Source organism: Pseudoalteromonas luteoviolacea, from assembly GCF_001750165.1.
Lineage (GTDB): Bacteria > Pseudomonadota > Gammaproteobacteria > Enterobacterales > Alteromonadaceae > Pseudoalteromonas > Pseudoalteromonas luteoviolacea_G.
The window spans coordinates 575,691-599,136 of the sequence record NZ_CP015412.1 but is presented as its reverse complement, the minus strand read 5'-3'; the positions used below and the strand labels follow the sequence as shown (position 1 = coordinate 599,136).

General features: G+C 39.6%; 16 protein-coding genes and 1 pseudogene. 7 read left to right on the top strand and 10 right to left on the bottom strand.

The window, feature by feature from the left end:
* Positions 1-88: 88 nt before the first annotated feature.
* The gene (locus tag S4054249_RS23070) at positions 89-370 is read left to right on the top strand and encodes a YcgL domain-containing protein (protein WP_046358231.1); all 282 of its coding nucleotides are present in this window, start codon (positions 89-91) and stop codon (positions 368-370) included.
* Entirely contained in the window at positions 363-1,379 is a 1,017-nt protein-coding gene (locus S4054249_RS23065) for a lytic murein transglycosylase (RefSeq protein WP_046358230.1), read from the top strand. Before S4054249_RS23070 ends, S4054249_RS23065 begins: the two co-directional genes overlap by 8 nt.
* 64 nt (positions 1,380-1,443) lie before the next feature.
* Here the strand turns inward: S4054249_RS23065 and cydB are convergent, their stop codons facing one another.
* The 4 genes from cydB to S4054249_RS23045 all read right to left on the bottom strand — a co-directional run bounded on the left by cydB (position 1,444) and on the right by S4054249_RS23045 (position 5,345).
* Complete coding sequence (gene cydB / locus S4054249_RS23060; RefSeq protein ID WP_046358229.1) at positions 1,444-2,445, bottom strand: cytochrome d ubiquinol oxidase subunit II; 1,002 nt, start codon at positions 2,443-2,445, stop codon at positions 1,444-1,446.
* On the bottom strand, positions 2,438-3,784 hold the full coding sequence (locus S4054249_RS23055; RefSeq protein ID WP_046358228.1) for a cytochrome ubiquinol oxidase subunit I: 1,347 nt from the start codon (positions 3,782-3,784) through the stop codon (positions 2,438-2,440). The genes cydB and S4054249_RS23055 overlap by 8 nt, the downstream gene beginning before the upstream one ends.
* Before the next feature lie 16 nt (positions 3,785-3,800).
* Positions 3,801-4,346 (bottom strand): GbsR/MarR family transcriptional regulator, encoded by a 546-nt coding sequence (locus tag S4054249_RS23050; protein ID WP_039610469.1) that lies wholly within the window; start codon positions 4,344-4,346, stop codon positions 3,801-3,803.
* Positions 4,347-4,751: 405 nt separating this feature from the next.
* On the bottom strand, positions 4,752-5,345 hold the full coding sequence (locus tag S4054249_RS23045; RefSeq protein WP_046358227.1) for a carboxymuconolactone decarboxylase family protein: 594 nt from the start codon (positions 5,343-5,345) through the stop codon (positions 4,752-4,754).
* Between the two features lie 67 nt (positions 5,346-5,412).
* On the opposite strand from S4054249_RS23045, the gene S4054249_RS23040 reads away from it, so the two are divergent.
* Positions 5,413-6,015 carry a MarR family winged helix-turn-helix transcriptional regulator gene (locus S4054249_RS23040; protein ID WP_052961161.1) on the top strand — a complete coding sequence of 201 codons (603 nt, stop codon included), beginning with the start codon at positions 5,413-5,415 and terminating at the stop codon, positions 6,013-6,015.
* Positions 6,016-6,096: 81 nt separating this feature from the next.
* On the top strand, positions 6,097-7,626 hold the full coding sequence (locus S4054249_RS23035) for a cytochrome-c peroxidase (RefSeq protein ID WP_080928466.1): 1,530 nt from the start codon (positions 6,097-6,099) through the stop codon (positions 7,624-7,626).
* A gap of 119 nt (positions 7,627-7,745) precedes the next feature.
* Here S4054249_RS23035 and S4054249_RS23030 read toward each other — a convergent pair whose 3' ends face one another.
* Entirely contained in the window at positions 7,746-10,343 is a 2,598-nt protein-coding gene (locus S4054249_RS23030; protein ID WP_046358226.1) for an ExeM/NucH family extracellular endonuclease, read from the bottom strand.
* Positions 10,344-10,866: 523 nt separating this feature from the next.
* Here S4054249_RS23030 and S4054249_RS23025 point away from each other — a divergent pair.
* On the top strand, positions 10,867-11,853 hold the full coding sequence (locus S4054249_RS23025; protein WP_052961160.1) for a hypothetical protein: 987 nt from the start codon (positions 10,867-10,869) through the stop codon (positions 11,851-11,853).
* Positions 11,854-11,913: 60 nt separating this feature from the next.
* Here S4054249_RS23025 and S4054249_RS23020 read toward each other — a convergent pair whose 3' ends face one another.
* A complete protein-coding gene (locus S4054249_RS23020) occupies positions 11,914-12,570 on the bottom strand; it encodes a DUF1826 domain-containing protein (RefSeq protein ID WP_046358225.1) in 657 nt (218 codons plus the stop codon).
* A 245-nt stretch (positions 12,571-12,815) separates the two neighbouring features.
* On the opposite strand from S4054249_RS23020, the pseudogene S4054249_RS23015 reads away from it, so the two are divergent.
* Positions 12,816-13,577: pseudogene (locus tag S4054249_RS23015) on the top strand (IS5 family transposase).
* Positions 13,578-13,608: 31 nt separating this feature from the next.
* Here S4054249_RS23015 and S4054249_RS23010 read toward each other — a convergent pair.
* Complete coding sequence (locus S4054249_RS23010) at positions 13,609-15,597, bottom strand: methyl-accepting chemotaxis protein (RefSeq protein ID WP_046358224.1); 1,989 nt, start codon at positions 15,595-15,597, stop codon at positions 13,609-13,611.
* A 283-nt stretch (positions 15,598-15,880) separates the two neighbouring features.
* Between S4054249_RS23010 and S4054249_RS23005 the strand changes: the two genes are divergently transcribed.
* Positions 15,881-21,130, top strand: coding sequence for a hypothetical protein (locus S4054249_RS23005; RefSeq protein WP_046358223.1), 5,250 nt, complete (start codon positions 15,881-15,883; stop codon positions 21,128-21,130).
* 236 nt (positions 21,131-21,366) lie between these two features.
* Here the strand turns inward: S4054249_RS23005 and S4054249_RS27110 are convergent, their stop codons facing one another.
* The 3 genes from S4054249_RS27110 to S4054249_RS22990 are packed head-to-tail and all read right to left on the bottom strand — an operon-like array spanning position 21,367 to position 23,023.
* Positions 21,367-21,585, bottom strand: a complete 219-nt coding sequence (locus S4054249_RS27110; protein WP_052961159.1) for a hypothetical protein — start codon at positions 21,583-21,585, stop codon at positions 21,367-21,369.
* Positions 21,585-22,133, bottom strand: coding sequence for a DUF1501 domain-containing protein (locus tag S4054249_RS27105; RefSeq protein WP_052961158.1), 549 nt, complete (start codon positions 22,131-22,133; stop codon positions 21,585-21,587). The genes S4054249_RS27110 and S4054249_RS27105 overlap by 1 nt, the downstream gene beginning before the upstream one ends.
* A gap of 44 nt (positions 22,134-22,177) precedes the next feature.
* Positions 22,178-23,023: a hypothetical protein gene (locus S4054249_RS22990; RefSeq protein ID WP_046358222.1), complete on the bottom strand. Its 846-nt coding sequence runs from the start codon at positions 23,021-23,023 to the stop codon at positions 22,178-22,180.
* Positions 23,024-23,446: the final 423 nt, after the last annotated feature.

The window sequence follows — 23,446 nt, the reverse complement described above, 5'->3', positions numbered from 1 at the left end:
TACGTTTGAGAGCAGCAAAACTTTCCAATTATTATATATGTCATGGTATAGTGCTGGTTTAAGATAAGCAAGAATTTATAGGGTTATAATGCTAAGTGCAGTATACAAAAGTAGTAAAAAAGCCGACACCTACCTTTTTATTGAAAAAAGAGACGATTTCAGCAAAGTTCCTGAACCTTTAATGGGCACTTTTGGCACCCCAATATTTGTCATGTTAATTGATCTTGCCAAAAGAGAAAAACTTGGGGTTGCAGATTTAGACTTGGTTAAGGATAAATTAACTGAACAAGGTTTTTACTTGCAGATTCCACCTCCAGAAGAAAATCTTTTGGATGAATTTAAAAAACGAAATGGAGCAAAGAGTGACTAAAACTTTAAAAGTTATACTTACATCTCTGTGTTTTTCAGCATCAGTCAATGCAACAACGCAAGCAGACTTCGATAAATACGTTCAAAAACTAAAATCAGAAGCACTTGCCAAAGGCTATGAACAATCATTAGTAGAATCAGCTTTCGCGACAGCTAAGTTTAAAAAGAAAGTGATCAAAGCAGACAAGACACAGCCGGAGATTGTCGAAACGCTTGAAACTTATCTTCCAAAGCGTGTACCTGACTGGAAAATAAAGCGCGCGAGAAAGTTGTACAAAGAAAACAAAGAGCTTCTAGACCAAATTGAGCGCGATTTCGGTGTACAAGGGCGGTTTATTATAGCACTTTGGGGACTTGAGAGTAGTTTTGGTCGAGTGCAGGGAGGCTACCCTGTTATCAGCGCACTTGTCACCTTGGCATTTGATGGTAGACGCGAAGCACTTTACAAACGCCAATTATGGGCTGCTTTAGATATATTACGTGATGGCCACATAGGTTTAGACAAGTTCAATGGCTCATGGGCAGGTGCAATGGGTCAAACTCAATTCATGCCCACTTCATTTAACGCTTATGCTGTTGATTATAATAAAGATGGCCGCAAAGATATTTGGACAACAAAAGAAGATGCCTTTGCATCCATTGCAAACTATCTTAAAAGTGTAGGTTGGAATAATAATTTAACATGGGGAAGACAAGTTAAACTACCTGATGGCTTTTCCGAGAATTATGTATTGAAGAGAGGCACGAAAAATCATAGCCAATGGCTTGAGTTTTTTGCAAACTCCGAACGGTCTCTAGCTGACTGGCAAACCCTAGGTGTAAGGCGCACAGATGGCACTGATTTGCCAAATGTGAGTATCAGTGCAGCTTTAGTTATGCCGGATGATATCAATGGCAGAATGTATTTAGCTTATGATAATTACAAAGCTCTGATGAACTGGAACCGAAGCTATTATTTTGTAACCAGTGTTGGATATCTCTCTGACAGGATTGGTTATCCAAAAATTTAATTAAATTTTTTGGATAAAAAAGGCAGCGTAACAGCTGCCTTTTTGTTGGGCTAATGAATGAAATTTAATAATAAGATAGTGCTTGTGTTTTTCCCCAAAAAACACGATATGAAAACAATGTGTAGCCAATAATTGCAGGTACCACCACAATGACACCATACAGCATAAAAGTAAGAGCTGAAGGATCTGCGAGAGACTCATAAATTGTGAGTTGATTTGGCACAACGTAAGGGTAAAAGCTATGTAGCAGACCTGAAAAACATAAAAGAAATATTGATGTTGCGATGGCGAATGGCCGCCAGCTTTTTAGTATGTCTTCAGCATCATCGAAGCTACTTAATAGCGTATTTTGTATGACGAATAAAATCATACACAAAACCGGTATTGGCAATAGTATGAGTGATTCGTTTAGATCGAACCATTTTGCAGCAACAAAGTCGTTAATTAATGGATTGACAGCGGAAACCGCAATCACACCGCAAGCCGCAATGATGTTGGTCTTTTTGCACCAATTAACGGCTTTTCGTTGTAATTGACCCGTTGTTTTCATAATTAACCAAGCAGAGCCAATTAATGCATAAGCTGCCACAACACCAAACCCGCTTAAAATTGCAAATCCATAGCTTTCTACACTTTTCTCAAACGACATAACATATAAACCAAGCATAAAACCTTGAGAAAATGCAGTAAGGATACTGCCTATTTTAAAACTAAAATCCCACGTATCTTGATATTTTGTTTTTGCTTTAGCACGAAAATCAAAAGCAACCCCCCTTAAAATCAAACCCAAAAGCATTAAAGCGACCGGCAAATAAAGTGCTTGTAATATCACGGAGTGGGCAAGTGGAAAAGCAATCAAAGCGAGTCCAACTGCCAATACAAGCCAAGTTTCATTAGCATCCCAAAAAGGACCAATAGAAGAAATCATGGTATCTGCTTGTTGTTTATTTTTAAATGGTAACAGAATACCAACACCAAGGTCATAACCATCCAAGACAGCATAAACAATTATTGCCAATGCCATTAATGCACCGTAAAACACAGCTAAGAATTCACTACTAAGCATATTGTTCACCTCGCATTGGTGGATTCAATTCGTATTCTTCAACTTCGACCGCTTTATCCGCTGTATAAAATAACGTTTTAATGTAAGCCGCAAGCAATATCGCATAAACACTTATATACCCGATCAGCGTGTATAAAACATGCTCTGAAGGGACTTGGGTTACAAGTTCATCAATTCTGACTAAACCTTGAACCATGTAGGGCTGCCGGCCGATTTCGGTCACATACCAGCCGGCCAATGTTGCTATCCACCCTGAAAAAGTCATGACAACAAGCAATTTGAGCTGCCACACTGGTAGCACTTTATGTTTCCATAAAGTAACTCTCGCCAATGCTGCAACGAATATCATGAACAAACCAAGCCCAACCATAACGCGAAAACCATAAAATACAGGCTTCACCGGGGGGTGCGCATTTTTGAATTCATTAAGGCCTTTAATTTCACCATCTAATTCATGTGTGAGGATTAAGCTAGCAAGATTAGGGATCGCAAGTTCAAAATGATTCTTTCTATTAGCTTCATCCGGAACAGCAAATAGCAATAAAGGAGCACCTTTTTCTGTTTCCCAAACGCCTTCCATCGCAGCCACTTTTTGTGGTTGGTGCTCAAAAGTATTGAGTCCATGTAAATCACCAACAAAAGCCTGCAATGGAGTAAGTACCATAGCGACCGTCAGTGCCACTTTAAGTGTCAGTTTAGGTGCATGTTTGTGATCATTTTTGAGCAAACGATAAGCGCTGATCCCCGCTATTAAAAAGGATGCCGTGATCCCTGAAGCCAACAACATGTGGGAAAGTCTATAACCAAAAGATGGATTAAAAATAATTGCAAACCAATCTTTGGGATAGAATACACCGTCAATAATCTCGTAACCAACTGGTGTTTGCATCCAGCTATTTAGAGACAATATCCAAAAAGCAGATATCGTTGTGCCTATGGCAACAACAACAGTAGAAAAAGTATGTACAGCAGGACTGACACGCTTCATACCAAATAACATAATCCCTAAAAAGGTGGCCTCCATAAAGAAAGCAGTCAGAACCTCATATCCCAACAAAGGGCCTGCAATATTGCCAATACGCTCCATGAAACCTGGCCAATTTGTGCCAAATTGAAATGACATGGTGATACCACTGACAACACCCAAAGCGAATGTTAGGGCAAAAATTTTAACCCAAAACCGATAAGCCCGGAGCCAAACGGGTTGCTTTGTTTGAACATATCTGACTTTAAAAAAAACCAAGAACCATGCAAGCGCAATGGATATGGTCGGGAAAAGTATATGGAAACTTATATTGGTCGCGAACTGAATTCGCGACAGCAATAAGGTATCAAGCATGACACACCTCTGTTAGTTACGACTTTTTCAATAACTTATCCTTGAGGTCGATCACCTTACTAACAGACGAGCCTAGCTTCATCAATGATTGCAATTGTTCAGGTGTCAACCTCTGCAATTCAGCTGACCATTTAGTCACTGTTTCTAAAAGATCATGTATGGATTGCATTTGCTCCTGAGCGTACTTTTCCTCTGGCGAGTTAGCTGTATCTAAAATTTGGTCGCGTAACAAGGTCAGGGTAGGGTCAATTTCTCGCTTGCGTCTTTCTTCAAACACTTTATTCGCAAGATCCCATATAGTACCGTTCGGCGCATAATATTCTTTTCTATCGCCAGGGATATGATGAACTTTTACAAGTTGCCATGACTGCAACTCTTTGATCCCCATACTTACATTGCCACGGGAAATCTTTAGAGCTTCTGCAATTTGATTTGCTGTGAGTGGGTGTTCATTAATAACGAGTAACCCCACCATTTGTCCAATCGTTCTATTAAATCCCCAACGACTGCCCATTTCACCGCAATGGAGCACGAAGTTTTCGATTTTTGGTGATAAATTCATAATTCTAAACGTTCAGTAATTATTGAAAGTAAAATATACAAAGAATACTGACTCAGATCAACTAAAGTTTCAATTTTTTCTGAAACTTCAAAATGACACTGTTTTAAAATTTAAAATAATGGAGTCAGTACCTAAAGCCAGACTGTAATCTAGTCTGTTTTGAACTGTTTGTATATCGCTTGCGTAAAATGTTTTAAAAGTTTTGGTAAATAATGAAACTTTCGAACTAAAATTGGCCAAATTGGTTTAATGCAGCATGGCTCAACGAAGAAGGGGGGATTAGAACTGGCTATAGGTTTCACAATTAAGCTTGAATATTAAACAGTTCATTTTGATATACAGAACTAATATAAAAAGGCTTTATCTTACGATAAAGCCTTTGGTAGTTGAGATGTAAAGGTAGGTTTAAGACTGATGTTTTCCAACTTCCCAGTTGTTTTGTTTTAATAAAGTCTCGCCAGCGTCAATAGCACCTGACTCTAAAGACGTTGCCATTGAATCATTCCAGCGGTTTAAGTAACCGAATAAAGAGATAACACCCAAGATTTCGACTATTTCACCATCATCCCAGTACTTTTTCAGTTCTAATTCGATATTGGTATCTACAGCATTTGGTACACTTGAGGCGGCTAATGCAAACTCAAACGCTGCTTTTTCGCCTTCAGTGAAAACATCAGATTCACGGAACTGCCAAATTTGTGCCAATCGATTATCAGTACCACCATATCGTTGAGCTGCTAAAATTGTATGAGCCTCACAGTAACGGCAGCCCGTATTTGCGCTTGTGATATATCCAATTAGTCTTTTTAGCTCTGATGTAACACGGCCATGATTCTCCATAACTGCTTTATTGAGATTTATAAATGCACGTGCAATCGCTGGTCGAATTTGCATTGTCAGTACGCTATTCGGGCAAAACCCCAAGGTTTCGTTAAAAAATTTTGCAAGCTCAGTGACTTCCTGATCGTGATCTTGTGATAGTGGGGTAACTAAAGGCATAATCAGCTCCTGTTGAATTTATATTTTTTGTTGCATATGCAACACAACATAACTCTGGAGAACCTACTTGTCTAGTGAAATCTCAAATAAAAATGCATTAAAAAATAGATTGGCAAGCTTTAAACAAAATAAGCAGAGCAAATTAGCGTTAGAAACACATATCCCTTTTCAAGTCGCTGTAGTTAGTAACCTGTTATCGATTTCAAGAGATCCGATTATTCGAGATTTGACAGATTTGGATACTAGGGAGCTTAGAATACTGGTTAATATCGGCTCCTATGGTCCAATTACAGCCTCTGATATTGCCTATCAAACCAGACTAGACCCATATTCGACAACCAGAGCAATAACAGCATTGCTAAAGAGAGGGTTGGCGCAATACGCACATACACAAATACAGACTCGAAGCAAACCGGTTGAGTTAACAAAACTAGGTGAAGAGATATATTGCAAAGTAGCAACGCATCTAAAACAAAGAGAAAAAAAACTGCTAGAAACCTTGTCGGAAACAGAACAAACCATGTTAAGTGCGCTCCTACAAAAACTAGAACTTAATGCAGAAGACGTTTTAGCAAATGAAGTAAAACACTGTGAGTCGAATGAACAGGCAGTGACAAGAGATCATAAAGAAATCGTAAGATGGCATAGCAGAACGCATAAAAAGAACTAGCGCTCTGCTGCATTTATAAAAACATATTTTTTGCACATTTAGTGACCAAGCTAAGTGGTATATCTAAAAAGGGGCAAAAATATGAAATACAAAAACCTAATCTATTTGGGCGCGTTAATTTTATTCAACGCACCCAGCTCGCTGTTACACGCAAAACCAAACCATGGCCACGACAAACCAAAGAAGACACTTAGGCACAACTTAATCCAGACACAGACTGAAGCAGACATTCGATTACAAGAAATCGTTACTCAGCAAAATCTACAAGAAACTTTACCTGATACCTCAAGTTTACCTAAAATTATGGACCCATTACCACAGCTGGGTATGAAACTCTTTTTTAGTAAAGCGCTTGGCGGCGAAAAAACTGTAGCCTGCGCTAGCTGCCATCATCCAAGGTTAGGTGGTGCCGATGGATTATCTTTACCTATCGGCACAAATGCCGTTAACCCAGATATCATAGGGCCACTTAGATTGACAGCAGACACCATTAATATCCCGAGAAACTCGCCTACAATTTTTAACGTCGGCCTAGCAACCTCGAGTTTATTTTGGGATGGAAGAATTCAACGCTTTACTACCACCGCTGAAAACGGGCAGCAAATTGAAGTCATAAGCACACCAGATTCTGGTTTTCAAGTTGCTGATGAGCAAGTCGGAAATGATTTAGTTGGTGCTTTGTCTCGCTTCCCTGTAACCTCAGTGGAAGAGATGAGAGGACAAGCATTTCCAGACGCCTTTGATAACCAGTCTGTTCGCGAGCACATAGCACAGCGTCTAGGAAATTACGGCTCTCAAACTGATCAACTAGACAAAAATCAGTGGTTAATAGAGTTTAGACGTGCTTTTAACAGTAATCAAAGCGCAGAGTCATTAATCACCTTCGATAGTATTGCGTTGGCTTTAGGGCAATATCAATCTTCTGTAAATCTGGTCAATTCACCTTGGAGTGCCTATTTACGCGGTAACCAAAACGCAATGACTCAAGCGCAAAAACGCGGCGCTACTTTATTTTTTACGCAAATTAGTGAAGGCGGCGCTGGCTGTGTAAACTGTCATGGTGGCAGTCGATTCAGTAACGATGGCTTTTTTAACTTAGCGTTTCCCCAGTTTGGGATCGGGCTTGATGAGCAAAATGCAGATTTCGGGCGATTCAACATTGACTCACAACAGCGTAATTCATTTGCTTTTAGAGTCCCAAGCCTACTCAATGTTGAACTAACAGCCCCATATGGACATTCAGGTGCATATGAGACTTTAGAAGAAGTAGTCGCACACTATGTAAACCCTGAATCTACAATTAGTGGCTTTTTCGAAAAGGGAGGTGCTTGTGGTCTGTCGCAATTTAAAAATGATACCAGCTGTGAAACACTAAACGTGAATGCTGAATCAAATAGCCAAAGTGCACTCGCGTTACTGCAGTTGTCACCTTTTGTCGCAGCGCCATTGGATGCAGCACAACAGAGCGATTTAGTTGAATTCTTAAAAGCGCTAACAGATAAATGTGCTGAAGACCCTCGCTGTGTGAGAAAATTTGAACCAACCCCCCACACCCCAGATCCAGATAACTTAAGACTAAGAGTTCAAAAGGCAATCATAGGACAAGTATAAAATAATCAGATCATAATCAATGAAATGCCCCTTATTCTTAAGGAAACAAGGGGCTATCTGTAGACAGCTAAAAACAGTGATTGAAACCGAATCGCGTTCGAAGTAACAATCTACCCTTTTTAATTACGTGAAATTTTGTAGCTCAAGGTTACATTACGGTAAGGCAAAAAGCCTCTTAAACCTATATGCCACGTGCCATGTTGGACATCATCCACAACACATTGTTCGTTACTACCCCATAGGTAAGGTCGGCAATCAAATTTATGGAATCTTGGCTTACGTTTATGTCTTAGATATAAATCAGCCTCACCTTGACCTTCAATTTTAACTTCCAAATTACTATATCCCTCAGGTACTTCAATTGAAGTACGCTGCCACCAGAACCAGCCATAAATATTGTCGATTTCACCTTCGATAACTGGATATGGGTCTTGGGTTTGCAAGTCAATAACAATTGGGTCATGATCCGATGAGCGATATGCATGCGCGGCATAAAGAGACTGCCGATGCTTGTCAGACTTATATTCAATGTTGTAATCAAGCGACACAGGTTCATCTGCATTAATATGCCAATCAGATACCGCGAGGACTTTTTGCGTCATAGCGCTGCTGGCAAAAGCATGATCTAGGCTACCTAAACGACCTTTGAACACATACGAATAACTTGTGCTGTCCGCATTGATCACATCACGGAGATTTTCGTATCCGTTGACAGTCATTTGCGTAATCGGGTCTTCTTTATTGTAAGCATTGAAATCACCCAAAATAACTGTGTCATCATCTAATACAGAAGTTGGGTTGCTTGCTAACCAGCGATTGAGCTCATCAACTGCTGTAACTCGAGTTTGATTCCAACAGCCTTGACCGTCGAACTGGTCTTGGTCCAACCCTTCAGCCTTGCTACAACTGCCTTTTGAACGCAAATGCGTGACAACCACATTGAAAACGTCCGTAGTCTGTATATCTTCAAACGATTGCATAACAGGAGGGCGGTTACCATAGTCAAATGGCACGGCATCTGTATATGCGGCAGTGCCGACTTCTTTTACTTTGTTACTGCGATAGATTATCCCAGACATGATTGCATCAGTGCCGATCGCATCTGTCCCCATATCGACATACTGATAAGTGTTGTCAGCATCCGCCATGGTTAAAGCATTTGCCAACTCTGCTATTGCACTAAACTCGCCAAAGCCATCGTTTTCGACTTCCAACAAACCAATTACGTCTGCATCCAAGTTCAATATTGCCGCAACTAATTTTGCCTTCTGACGCTCAAACTCTTCAATAGAATCTGCACCGCGTTCCGTAGGAAACCCGCCACCTAATCCGTCACCGTTAAAGAAGTTGAGCACATTCATACTGGCAATTCTAAGGTTCCCTTGCGCTTCTATAGGGCCATCTGTACGGGAATTTTCTGATACAAAATTAGGCTGCTTAACAGGGTTTACTCGATACTGAGAGAACCCATAGCCTACGACGCCTTCAACACCGGTGACTTTATCGCCAAGTCTAAGCGTATTGTAAGCATCAAGCTCGGCAGTAGGGTAGGGGATAATTTCAGGGTTTTGCAGTGAAGAGCCGTCATCGAGCGTAATTTCTTTCGTTAGGTTGAGTCGTTCAACTTCATTTGCACTGTCACCGGGTTGTGCAACCTGAGTGCCTTGATATAAACGCTCAGAGCCAAGCTTTAGCTCACCGTAACGTTTTAAGCCATAATTGTCATTGACGAATAACTCATTCGTGATATTGACCAGCATACCCTCGTAAGCTTCAAGACCCAATTGCGAAGGAATGGTGATATCCGTGCTCACTACCGCGTCGGTACCACACAAAACCAGACCCGTCACGCTGCTTATTTGAGTCTGGCCATATGATTCTCGAACACTACCAGCTAATTTCACAACTTGGCCTTCTACAATAGAACTATCTTGGTATGAAACAAATATTCCTTCAGATGTAAGCGCATTGTCATCGTGATCAAACGACTCTTCTTGCACGAAGAAGCCTTTTAGCTGATCGTCACCAACAAAAGAGGCCGTAACCACACCTTGCAACTCTACTTGCTCACCAACGAGTGGACTTTCATCTGTTTCACCCTGTATTGCGTGGATCTTAGTATTGTTCTCATTACAAGTGAGTGCTGGTGGCTCCGTAGGATCGCTTGCGTTATGTATGCCTATATTTGAAAAGTCATCTTTTGCCAACGCTTCCCATTCATTCGATGGAAAAAATTCATCAGTCGCGATTGAATCACCAGAAGTTATTGACGCGAAACGAACTAAAGTTCTGTCTTTTGTAGATACACCTTGATCGCTCCATGATGAACCAGGATCAACACCTATCTGGCCAATACTATCGACGATTACATCGTTCTTAGTCAATACAACTGCATCGTCACCATTAAACCAACTACCATCTTTTTGTTGTTGAGCTTTTAAACGTAACTCTTCAGCAGCTCGTGCATGCACGACTACATGTGTAGCTTTAGGGGCAACGATTCCTTCTAAGACAATTGAGGTCGCTGAGTTTGTATTGCCATTAAAATAAAATTGAAGACGATAGTCGCTTAAGTTAATTGTAGAATCTGAATTATTATAAATTTCAACAGCCTTGTTGTAACTGCTTCCTTCAACATATTCAGAAATCATGACTTCAGCATGGGCTGGCAACAAAAAACATGTGATTGCTGACGCGACTAGAGATTTTTTGAACATAGTTATTTCCATTTACCGTGTTTTATAATGAATTATTTAGTAATTGAGGACGTAACTCTATATGAAAAATATTTCAAATGTAATATTTGTGTGACTTTTATATGTCAATTTTGAGTTTTTTATCCCTTTATAGTAGTCATTTATTCATGGACTAAAGAGCTCAGAGGGAATAATGTAAAAATGAGTCATAGAAAGGCTGGATATCAAATTTAAAAGTTCACCACAAAGGCTAAGCCTACAGAATAACCGCATTAAATCTAATCTTTCGAAATCATAAATAAATTTATTTTTGATATCTTATAACAATTAAAACCATTACTAGGCCGTATATTTTTTGACCAAGCAAAGGCTCGTAAGTTAATGTCTAAAAGTCAAACAATTTGACTAACCTTCAAAGCCTAAGCCGTTACAGGAGGGGCTCAAAGCGATTGTTTGGGACTGTAGGTTTTAATAGGGAATCGCCAGATACTCTCAGCTGGATAGATAACAACATGTAAAGTAACTATAATTTAAGGATAATTAAATGAAATCCAATCGATTGATTAAATTAGCATTATTATCGTTTTCTGCGCTGAGCGCTCAGCACGTTCTAGCTCATCAAACACCGACAGTTTTAGATAACGAAGATTATGAAATAGAAAAAAAATTGGGTTTAGATATTGACTGTGGAGCTGACGCAAGTGCACTGCAAAAGGCGCTCGGTAAGGCTTATTCAGCACAATTAGTTCAATTAACCGTTACAGGTGAATGTGCTGGGCCTTTGTATATTCAGCATGGTCGTTTTGAAATTATAAATGACGCAGGTTTAAGCGGTTCAATCAGAGTTAAACATAACCAAGAGTACCAACAAAAAGCCGCTGTCTTGTTGAGCTCTAGTAACGTCGCCTTCAAAAACATAAATATTGATGTACCGAATGATATGCCGGCTGTTGAAATCAAAGCTAACAGCTTAGCGAAGTTTAATCATGTCAGCACAAATGCAAAATCGCCAAATGACTCCTCTTTTTTACAGTTTTTAATCACAGACAACAGTACTGCTTACTTCGAAAAAATGTCAGGTAACTCAGTTGGTGTGTATGGCAGCTCCTTTGTTGAATTTTCGAAGCGAAGCGATCAGATTAAGCTAGAGGTTTATGATACATCAGCAGCACAATCTGCGCAGAATAACCACTTCCGTTCGGTTCAAGTAGCAGGGAATGGTTATTTTTTAGGTGACAATCAAAGTAATGTGAATTTACTCATGATATGGAGTAAAGGTGCGGCTGAGATCAATAATCAAAGCCGAGTAGGTGAGATCATGATGGGGGGACAAAGTCATTTTGCAGCCTACAAAGAATCTCTCGTTGCAGGACCTTACTCACTATGGGGAAACGTCGTTTTTGAATTAGAACATTCAACTGCTTACAACTGGAAAGCTGTTGATAAACCCTACTCAATTATTATCGGTAACAACGCCCATGTGAATGGGAAGCTATACCCTGGCTGGAGTTGGACGGGACAAGCTAAATAGTTAAAAATAAATTGAGAAAGAGGAGTGAACTCTTCTTTCTCTTCATTCAACTAAAGGAAACTAGCTAATATAGTCTATGTAAATGCAAAGCTTTGACTCGTCATTATCAAACATTGGAGATGCACAAACCACAGCATTATACTCTTGATCAATCCATTTTTTTCCTTTCACTAATGCAATATCCCCATTGCAAAGCGTGTTCACATCACATGCATTTGGTTGCTTTATTGTTGGTGCGAGTTGATTTTTCTCTAGCGGGTGATATTGCACGAAGTCTTTTTCTAGCCAGCGTTCGCCACTACCACCTAATGTCGACATCATTTTTACAATCCCATTTTGAAAATGAAAAGCAGGGCTAACTGAATAATGGGAAGGCAATATACGTAAACCTATTTCTTCGGGTTCTAATAGCTCTTGAAACATGGCTAACATCAACTCAATATGTTCAAACAGTAAATCACCATGAGTAGTCGACGAAAACATCGCTCTAATTCTGTCAAATAACTCTCTGTCAATTGCACCTTGATATTGAAAATGACTATCTTGGGCTTTTTTAACATAATGAATGGCAGCGTTACTTTTTGCCCAACTTGATGGGCAACAGAAACAGGTTAATGCTGTATCTGTCTCATATATTTTTGAAAGGACACTTGCCGAGTCTTCGATTAAATATTTAGTGCTTGTAGAGGGAACACTTACTTCAGAATTAACGCTCATAAAACCATTTTGTTATGTGATAATATTGCAACATTATCACTTTACTTATTTCAAGAAAAGGCTTTCAAACCAATTATTACGAATAAGAATTAGTTTTATTACGGTAATGCATGAATTAGATTTTAAAATATTTAAAAAAGAACCACACCGGTACTAGGGCGTGTTGATCTTTCGTGGGTGTTTTTTGAACAGCATGGTAAAGAGTTATAATTTGCTTCGCCAAAAGTAAAACCATAACCCATACCATGCCAAGAACAATGCTAACTGATATTCGATGGCAACTGCTACTCCACGTTATGAAAAGTACAGGTCGTATTTACGATAAAACTGAACATCGAATGACATTTTAAGGAATAATTTATCGAATGAGGACAGGTATTCCCTGGCGAGATCTACCCTCTGAGTTCGGAGAGTGGAGTACCGTTTACAGACGATTTAATCTTTGGTCAAAGAAAGGGATTTTAGATAAGCTTTTCAGAAGCTTATCTAGTATGGCTGATTTTGAATGGGTCTTTCTTGATGGCTCTATAGTTCGAGCGCATCAGCATAGCACTGGTGCAGCTACTGAAAGCTCAGAGCAAATAGGAAAAAGTCGCGGGGGCAACTCAACCAAAGTTCACTTAGCTGTGGATAGTGGTGGCCTGCCGATTTGCTTTGATTTATCAGAAGGACAACGCCACGATATAGTGCATGCCGAAAGCTTAGTTGAACAACTCGATGAAGTTAATACAATCGTTTGTGATAAAGGATATGACAGCGAACCTTTCCGTACATTTGTTAAGGAACGTGGCGGAGAAACGGTAATTGCTAAACGAAATTACGGACAAGATATAGACAAAGACAGTATGGATTGGTGTCTATACAAGTATCGTCACTTGGTCGAAAATGCCTTTGGGAGAATTAAGCATTATAGAGCAATTTCAAGTAGATATGACAAGCTGGAAAGGAATTATGCCAGCATGTTATCGCTGGCATTCATGTTAATGTGGCTACCGATGTATTGTTGAATGCAAAATGTACAGAAAAGATCAACACACCCTAGTCTATTTTAAAGTTATCCATGGTTCTTTGTAATGTATCACTATTGAGTTTCATATCTTCAAATAACTCTTTCAAAGCAATAGACGTTTCTAACTCATCATTTGCCGCTTCTAACACGGCCGAGGTATTCGTCGAAATATCTTGCGCCACTGTTGATTGCTGTTGTGCGGCTGTCGCTACTGAGGTTGTTAATTGCTCTACATTATTACTGTGTTCACTCACTTGCATTGAAACAAGGCGAGTTTCCTCGACCTCGCTCATTATTTCACTGGCTAATTGCGTGTTTTCTTTAATGGCATTAACAACGCTTTGGCTAATCTCATTCAAGTTACTCAAAAGGGAAGAGATTTGCTCTGATGATTCTTTACTGTTATTGGCAAGTCCACGTACTTCATCAGCAACCACTGCAAAACCTCTGCCGTGTTCGCCCGCTCGCGCTGCTTCAATTGCAGCATTGAGTGCCAGTAAATTGGTCTGATCTGCAACACTGCGAATTGAATCTAAAATGGTGTTAATCTCAGCCACTTGTTTTTCCATTTTTGCCGCCATGTCGTTGACCATATCCATATGCTCAGACAGTGCATTCATCGCATCTAGGTTTCTTTGGTTATCTTCTAGTAACTTTTTAGACTCATTGTTTAATTGATCACTGGCAGCTAAGGTGTCAGAAGCTGAACGGGCAATTTCTTCGCTGGTGGCAGCCATTTCTTCAATCGCAGTAGCAATACTCGACGCCATTGTTTGTGTGCGCTGTGCATCTTCGTTTACGTGGCTTGCAGCTTTGTCCATTTTTTCGCCCAAGTCCGTGCCAACGTTGATTGATTTTGACAAGCCGAGTAACAAATCTTTAAATGCATACACCGTGTTATGAATAGACTCTGATATTTGTCCAAGCTCATCACTGGTTTGCAGCCTCACATCTAAAGTTAAGTCACCCTCACTTGCTACTTTTTCTAAGATGCCAGTTAAGTGATTCAATTCGTGTTTCAATGAAGTCACCAAGTGCATATTTATAACTGCTATCACACTCATCGCAAGTACAAACGCAATCGTAATAAACCAACTTTGACTTACGAGATCACTTTTTACAGCTGCGCTGTGGTCAACAGTTTTCAGCCATTGCTTGTCTAAAATCTTTTTAACCGCAACAATTTGAGCAGTCGCTTTTGGAAACCAATCACTACTCGACATCAAGGTACTAAAATCTGGGTTATCCTCATTGATCAGATAATTGATCACGCTATCCAGTTCTTTTGCACTCGAGTCAGACATTACTCTGTTATAAGCCGCTAGTTGCTCGCCTTCCAATGACGTTTCTAATTGCTCTTTTAAAATACCTAACTGTGTTTGATAGTAGGTTAGTTCGCCCCTTACCTGTGAATTAATGCTCTTCTTTGACAACACACCATTAATCTTGCCTCGTAATTGGCCTTTACGCTCTTTGCTTTTGGCTATTAAAAATGCAATGGACAGCTTGGATGCGAGATCTCGATTACTGATATATGCTTGCATACGGGTTGCGGTGTCTATCGCAATTTGATTTAGGTGGCTGTAGTACTTAAATGCGTTTTTGCCATTTTTATCATCTACTTCACGTCTGATTGTCGGCTTTTCACTTAACTCTTTAAACAAAAAAGGCAGCCACTTTTTTACTTTTTCGTCATCTTTAAACTGACCAGAATACAAGTCTCTAACGGTCTTCTCCGCCTTATCAGCCTTTGTTCTTTGCGCTGATAAGGCACGTTTTCTATCTGCCGTCGGATTCCCTAAAAAACCAGCAGACAGACCTCGCTCTACTGCATGATGGTGAGCGACCTTTTCAATTGCATCTAATAACTTAATGTATTCTATATCCTGCGATGTAGATGAATAATCATGCCAATATTGCGTCGCGACTTTTGCAAGGAGGATAAAAATGAAGGCAATGAGTGCAAGAGAGCTGATTATAGTAAGTTGTAAAATGGATAAGCGTTTTAGCAAATTCATTTATTTCTCCGAGGCGTAAACCTAATGCCACTCTCCAAAGAGAGGCTAATAATTGTTCCTTACCTTAAAAGATAGACAAAAATTCGCTAACGATATAAGTTTCTTCATGAAAATAATCGTAAAACATTCAGCATGCGTGATTACTTAATTTAGAGTAGTCACTTTTGTATCAAAATAACCCCTTTTTTCAAATCTCAGCGTTTAAACACATATTTGGTGCTAAACATAGAAAATCTATATAGATTTCTGCTATCTTTGGCGCCTGTACCTAAAGGGCTCAATCATGATTCACGTTTTATTACTATTTTTCTGTCTGTTTTCAATTAGTCTCACCGCTGGACAGCTCAAAGTCACGGATATCAAGTTCAGCCATCAGAAAAATCACCTCAATCAAATCTTGTTTATTTTTAATAAAAACATCGCAGAACCAGGCAATATGCCACATGCGCAACAGATAGAACATATTCAGTTGCCAACAAAATATAAACGCCTGTGCCGCTGGAGGTTTGAAGGCTCAAAATCACTCAGTTGCGACTTGTATACAAAAGTACCAGCTCTGTTCCCAATCACGGCCGGTGTTAAACGCGGATTTAGAGGCGTAACAGAGACATTGAACATTGAGTTTGAGCAACAATGGTACAAACGAGACCTACCAATACAGCATGCCGAAGCCAAAAGTAATAAAATCATAATAAGCTATGATGCAAGTTTAATAATGAATGAAGGCGTAGCTGAGAGGTTACATAACTCTATTGATTTTTTTAGTGACAATGAACCAGTACAGCCAATCTCAACCTCTTCTGAGCAAACGGCCAACTATACCCAGTTAAATTTTGAGTTTAAGAAAGACATCGCGCACACAAAATTGATGGTTGTATTGCCGCAAGGCTCACAGTTAAGTAATGAGCATATCAAAACAGAGCAAGATATAGTTATTTACAGTAAGCGTGCTAGACCCATACAACCTGAATTTTACGGTCTATTTTGTCAACCTTTTGGGATCAGCCAATACATTAGTGATTATATCGAGATAACGGAAGATGAGGTGAAAACCTGTGCGCCAGAATCTTTGGCGGTAGCATTTTCAGAACCACTTAAAAATTATCTATTGTTGGCTAACATTATCCAAAATCAGGTAGATAAGAGTTCACTTGCTTTTGAGCAGCCACGTAAACACAATTTAGGTGCAATGTACGACATATCACTCGATGGTGATACCCAATATAAGTTCAGTTTAGAAGGTATTAAGGGGGTATCGGGTGAACCTTACGTAAACACATCCGAAGCGGTGCATTTTAAAACACGGGAAAGCACACCTTATTGGCGATTATCAAACTACCTTGGCACTCAGTTAAAAACAAGCGAACTCGGACATGTATTACTTAGTCACCGAAATAGCAAAAACCTAAAAGTACAATATAAATTAATAAACAACTTACACGCTTTGCACGCTTGGCAATCGAGTTCGGTTGAGAGTCAAAACACTGAGTTCAAAGAGCTCAAATTACTGAATATATCAAACAAAAAACTTCGAACCGAGCAGTTACCGATAAAGCCTTTGATGGAGCATCGTAGTGGAATTTTAATCTACAAAATATCCGGGGCAAGCGCCAACTCAAAGACAGAAACGTCACGTATAAGTCAAAAGTCAGACTTGGAGACGCTCACTGCATCGGATTTTAACTTATTTGTCCAATTTGGATCAGCACTGTCAATTTTTACCTATTCATTTGAAGACAATTTACCACTTGAAACACGCATTTGGTTAACTTGTCAGAAGTTTGAAAAACCCAAATTTTTAGGTACTACTGATGAAAATGGCCAACTGAATATATCGCACAAAGCGATTCAGAAAGTGATGGTTGCACAAAACAGTCAATGTTGGATTTGGGCGCAAGATGAAAGTGGTCAAGCAATGGTGCAATTGGACATGAACAGACAAAATGCCATTGCAGCACATACTGTGTTTAGCCAACCAATCTATCAACCCAACGAAGCCATTGATTTCAGTATTGCCGTAAAACAGCATACTGAAGAAGGCTTAGTCGCTCGCACTAAAAATATCCGAGCTGTCATCAAGCACCCGAACAGGTCTTCATTAAAAGCCTTGGAAATCTTTCCTAACTCTATTTCTCCACAAGGCTTAATACATTTCAGCATACCTACAGGTTTTAAGCAGGTGGGTAATTATAAAGTCGAACTATACGTGGGCTCACAACGTGTAGACATGTACGACTATATTAAAGTTGCCCAATTCACCCCTCCAGAAATCGAGTTTTCTTGGATTCATGACAAATACGTGCAGATCAACACACCTTTTAACGTCAAGGTACGCGGTGTGACTTATAATGGGCAAGACGCCGATAATTTTACCGGCGAATTGAGAGTAAAGTTTCAGTCCATCTATGAGCCCCAGGATTCTTGGCCTGAAGGTTACGATTACAGCCACTTTTTCGAAACACCACCCGAGAATAAAACACAAGTGGTTCAACTTAATGAACGAGGCGAAGGGGAATTTACTTTAAGTTCAGACACACCTTTTATGGGGCTTTCACTGTCTTCTCAAGTCACATCAAACTCCGGAGAAACAGCTTTTTACCACACTGCATTACCGTATTTTTCAAGAAACCATTATATCGGAACCACTTTAGAGAAAAATAAGCTAAACGTGATCGCGCTAACTCAAGATGGTACCGAAATTAAAACGAATGTCAGCATTTCAATCAATAGTTTACAATCTGACGACGATAAGGATTTCGCACCTTTTGTGCTGTGTTCAGGCGTGACACCTTTGTATTGTGATATACCAAAAGACATCGATGACTATGCTGAAATAAAAATAATCAGCGGCGATGAGGGATACGTTTGGAAAAGAGGCTATCAACTACGTTATAAAGAAGAAACAAAAAAACCAACTAAACAGACCTCACCAAAGCTCACAGGTAAACCTTCAACCTCGGTAGGGGATAAGTATGTGTTAAGCATTGAATCTCCCATTGATGGGCAGGCCGCGGTAACAATTCAAGCGGGCGAGTTGATGAGAAACTTTTTCGTCGATGTCAATAAAGGCAATAACGACATCGAAATAAAAATAGATGACGCATTGATACCTGGTTTTGAAGTGACTGCATTTGTACCATCTACCTCAGAGCGCATTGCTAAGAGCAAAAGTGAATTTAATCAGACAATCAAGCGAATAGTGGATGAAGCGCAGCAAAAAGCATCACGCAACCTTGAGAGCCTGAATTCTATTTCTTTACCTAAAAAACCGAGCGTTTACGGATATGAATTAAGTAAACTTATTCATGTAACGCCAGCCGAAAAGCTCGTTCTTGAAGTCGAACACCCTAAAATCATTGAGCCTAACGGCACACTTGAAATTAACATCACTAGTAACCAACCCGCTGACGCACAAATATGGTTAGTTAACGATGCTTTGTTCGATGTATCGCATGAATCACCGAGCTCAGTCTCTTTTCAACAGTTATACCATAGGTTTTCTTACCATCAACCTTGGCATTCAGTTCATAACCAAGCAGATTGGCTACTCAATACAAATACTGATAATAATATTCTTGCGGCCTTATTCGCGGGCCAAGTTCAATACCGCAGACGTATGGCGGCATTAGCGCCGTCAAATGCAAAACATAATAAGTTAGATCAAGCACAGTCAGTGTGGCTCACACCAATCACGTTGACTGCAAATGAAAAAAAGAGCATCGAAGTGAAACTTCCGCAACTCAATGGCAGATGGCGACTATTTGTATTAACGCTAAATGAGTACAATCAAGCAAGATATACAAGTACTTTAAACACTCAAGCCGATATTGAGTATCAAATATACGCGCCCGAGAAAGTCCTTCTCAAGGATAAACCCGTTGCTGTGGTTGTCATCAATAACCCCAACGATCACTTAGTTAAAGACCGTGTTGAAATACTCTTTAACGGCACGGTAATCAAAAAGGACAGTTTTGAATTGGGTGCTACTCAATCAAAAAGATTTGAAATACCATTACACGATTTAAAATCAGGCCTAAGTACGATTTCAATACAAAGCTTACGCGACACAAAAAGGCGCTACCGGCAAGATATTGAGGTGTTAAAAAATACAGTACAAAAACGTAGCATTTTTAGAGTGGACCCATTGCATTCAAATTCCATTTTCGTGCCAAGTACTTCTGTGATTGAACACGCTCGAGTAAGCATGTTAAACAGTAATGCGCCTAACTGGGAGATACTTGCCAATTACCACCGTCATTATCCACACCAGTGTTTAGAACAAACCCTTTCAAGGGCTGTGAGCTTAACCTATAACCCAGTAAACAAAGTCGCGAAAAACGCCAAACTCGCCGAGCTGCTAAAATCCAGTTTAATGCAAAATGTGAGTTACAGCGGCTATCAGTATTTTAAAAATTCAAGTACAGATCTGATGCTTAGTGCTTACGCATTGCTGGCAAACAAGTGGCTCTCAAATACAGACTATCAGTTTGAATTTGACTCTGCACTGTTAGATGAGCTGAAAAGTCAATTAATGAATGCAATTGACCATACGCATTATACGCCACAACATAATCGCTATGAGAGAGAGTGGCTGTTATGGGCGCTATCAACACATAACGTGATAGGGTTACCTGAAATTAAGCAAATATATGCCTTGGGCGTACTCGATACAACGAGTCACCTTTTGCAACTACAAGCGCTAAAATCGGCGGGGGAGAAGCAAGAAGACATTGAGTCCGTTTTAATAAATATCATCGGAAGGGGTTATCAAGATCAATCTTTCAATGCCCTTGGATCAACATTAAATCAATGCTTAGCCATTCAACTAACTGAGAAACAAGACATCAAAGAAAAGTTATTTGAACCTGTGATCTCAAAACAACTTCAAATTGGGCATTTTGGCAATACACTAGTCGATAGTATGTGTACATTAGCATTGAAAGAACTGAAAAGTTCACCACTACCTAAAGTGGAAACTCACAAACTACATACTCAAAATGAGATGTCCGAACACCGTATTAACGATGCGCCATTGGCGCCTTATTATTTACACCTGCAAGCACAAGCCTTGCTATCAAAAACGACATCCGAGTTTAATGGTTTAGAAATAACAAGAGAATACCGAATTAAACAAGGTGAAAACTGGCAACTTACTGACGCCAAAAACTTAAGTGTAGGGCAATTAATAAAAGTTACTTTAACCGTCTTTTCCCCAGTAGAACGAGAGCACGTACTCATAAAGGACTTTTTGCCCTCAGGTGCATTAGTATTAGACCCTACACTGAAAAAACAAACTTATTGGCGCTGGTTAGAAAAAAGAGGCATTCAAGCTATTGCCGTTTCAATAGATCAAAGTGGCCAAACGTTGGCCTCGTGGCATAAATATAAATTAGCTCCAGGCACAACTCAATTTGAATACTTAGCTGAAGTTCGTTATCAAGGTGAATTTTTGGCACCAGCAGCAACAGCTGAAATGATGTATATTCCAGATATCAGGGGACAAACCGCAGCACATAACGTGACTATTGATTAATATAGGTAAACATCGCTGTGATTATTCATCATCTGGTTTAGGCTGTTTAAGGCAACGTTTCTTAAGCTTTGTTTTGTAACGACTACCATAAACAAAACATAGATAAATTAATAATATAACCAAAATTAAGAACAGGCTGCCACTGTTTATAGAATGCATATAGACCTCTTAGGTTTTAATTCAAGTATAGCAAGTTCAAAAGCCATGCACGCTAGCGCACTTGCTATACCTATTATCTAAGCAAATAGTGCGGGGCGCGCAGCAAACTGATTCAAGTTTGGACATACTTGTTCTAGTTCGGTATCAGCTATTCCAAGCCATAGACCCAAAGCTGCTCCGTACTGGTCTACAGACATTGTTGGAATCAATCGACCACTACCAGCATCTAACTCATGATTAAGCTCAGAAGGCGGTATATCACCAAACACAGTACCGCCATTGATTGCACCTCCCATCACAAAATGATGTGCTCCCCAACCATGGTCTGTCCCATCACCATTCCATCACCATTGATTGCAAGCGTGCGACCAAAATCAGAGGCTGTAAATAATGTGACATTGTTAGCTAAACCCATACTTTCCATAGAAGTATTAAAAGCATTGAGTGCGCCATCTAATGCAGACTGTAATTTTGGTAGAGTTTGAGCTTGTCCAGAGTGCGTATCAAACCCTCCCATAGATACAACAAAGATTTGCCTGTTAGTACCCAGTTGTTCTTTTACCGCTAATGTCCGAGCAACGGACTCAAGCTGCTTACCTAACGACGTCTTTGGGAACACTCCAACATTATTGGTTTGTGACAAAATTGCATGATTAAACATAGTGTTTGCTTCGAATGACTGAGTAATTTTAGTGGCCAGTTCTTGTTCAAGTAAATGAGTACTTTGATGGCCTAAAGCACTAGATTGGCAAAATGAGTAACACATCAAACGGCTGTGTAGTAGAAGGTATACAAATGCTAACAGTAAGTCTAAACACCCAACTTTTTGGTCAGGTGTTAGCAAATTTAAAGACTCACCGAATAAAATTTAATTTGATGTTGAACAAGTTAGTTAGTCGGTGCTTTTCCAGAAAGTTTATCATTAAGCCAACGCTTAAAAGGGCGTCTAAACTGAAAAGTCCCGATTCGTTCTGGGTAGTGATACAAGCTACCACCTTTTAATTCTCCCACCAAACTTTGCATTTGTTCAAAAATATATTTACGTGGCTTTTTGTGCCAATAATGATAAATCTGCCTATTGCCAGCTTCGCAAACTGTACCATGACGAGACAAGATAATGCCCAAAGCAAACTGCTCTGCTGAATGAATATCTATTAATTCATCCAGTAACGGCATCATCCATAGGGCGATATCTAAATGCTCTAAATGCGCTTCTGTAATACCAATAACACCTGAATTGAACATGGGTGCATCAGGCTCAACTTTCCAACTTCCATAAGTTGGGCTTTCAAATGTTTTTCCAATCGCTGCTTGGTATTGCCTCGTAAACCGCTTTCGTCTTAAAGTACCTTCTAATTCATGCATGAGTGTTGACTCATTTGAGATTGCATCCATAAGGTGTGATAAATCGGCTCTGATCAGCGTGTCAGTATCCAAAAAAACGACTTTTTTGGCGTGATGCTCAAGCAGAAACTTCAGTCCGGCCAATTTCAACTTGAAGTGATATTGATCATTTCCCAACCATTCTTTTTGCATGGATTTAGTAAAAGGGATGACACGTAATTGAGGATGAGCTTCAAATAGATCATCTCGTTCCGCCAACACACAAATTTTTGCTTTAGGGTTATGAAAAATAAGACTCGCAATACTTAATTGTGCTTCTAAATAGTGACGCTCTTGCTCTCCATAAATAACGTATACAAAGCTTTCATCGAACTTCTTAAGCTCCGACATGCAATTAGCCTCCTTGTGGCGTAGATATGTTTTATTGCAAGAGCAGCATAACACAAAAAAAGTCATCATTTTATGGGAATAGAGAAATCGCAATTATCGATGCTATCCAGGTCCCGAGAAAATTAATACCAAAAAACAACTTTTAGATAGCAGTTACCAAGCTCGTACAATATAAGTAAAGGCAATACGCTTAAAAATATGATTAAAAACCGAAAAAATTAAATTAGCTGTGGCCATAAAAACAGTTAATTCGCCGATGAAGTGGCCGTTTAATATGCGTTGGTAATAAAAGACTGAAAAAACGTACTTCTGGCATTGTTAAAGCATAGCAATGTTGTTGAGAACACACTGTCAAGTTGTTAACTATCGCTAAAAACCTGTAAATTAGCGCATTGAAATTGTATAAGAGAGTAAAAGAATGGC

Excerpts from the sequence above, each read along its gene's own strand:
- S4054249_RS23020 (WP_046358225.1), bottom strand. The coding sequence starts at position 12,570 with ATGAGCGTTAATTCTGAAGTAAGTGTTCCCTCTACAAGCACTAAATAT.
- S4054249_RS23070 (WP_046358231.1), top strand. The coding sequence starts at position 89 with ATGCTAAGTGCAGTATACAAAAGTAGTAAAAAAGCCGACACCTACCTT.
- S4054249_RS27110 (WP_052961159.1), bottom strand. The coding sequence starts at position 21,585 with ATGGGAGGTGCAATCAATGGCGGTACTGTGTTTGGTGATATACCGCCT.
- S4054249_RS22990 (WP_046358222.1), bottom strand. The coding sequence starts at position 23,023 with ATGTCGGAGCTTAAGAAGTTCGATGAAAGCTTTGTATACGTTATTTAT.
- S4054249_RS23050 (WP_039610469.1), bottom strand. The coding sequence starts at position 4,346 with ATGAATTTATCACCAAAAATCGAAAACTTCGTGCTCCATTGCGGTGAA.
- S4054249_RS23035 (WP_080928466.1), top strand. The coding sequence starts at position 6,097 with ATGAAATACAAAAACCTAATCTATTTGGGCGCGTTAATTTTATTCAAC.
- cydB (WP_046358229.1), bottom strand. The coding sequence starts at position 2,445 with ATGCTTAGTAGTGAATTCTTAGCTGTGTTTTACGGTGCATTAATGGCA.
- S4054249_RS23005 (WP_046358223.1), top strand. The coding sequence starts at position 15,881 with ATGATTCACGTTTTATTACTATTTTTCTGTCTGTTTTCAATTAGTCTC.
- S4054249_RS23030 (WP_046358226.1), bottom strand. The coding sequence starts at position 10,343 with ATGTTCAAAAAATCTCTAGTCGCGTCAGCAATCACATGTTTTTTGTTG.
- S4054249_RS23055 (WP_046358228.1), bottom strand. The coding sequence starts at position 3,784 with ATGCTTGATACCTTATTGCTGTCGCGAATTCAGTTCGCGACCAATATA.
- S4054249_RS23025 (WP_052961160.1), top strand. The coding sequence starts at position 10,867 with ATGAAATCCAATCGATTGATTAAATTAGCATTATTATCGTTTTCTGCG.
- S4054249_RS23045 (WP_046358227.1), bottom strand. The coding sequence starts at position 5,345 with ATGCCTTTAGTTACCCCACTATCACAAGATCACGATCAGGAAGTCACT.
- S4054249_RS23010 (WP_046358224.1), bottom strand. The coding sequence starts at position 15,597 with ATGAATTTGCTAAAACGCTTATCCATTTTACAACTTACTATAATCAGC.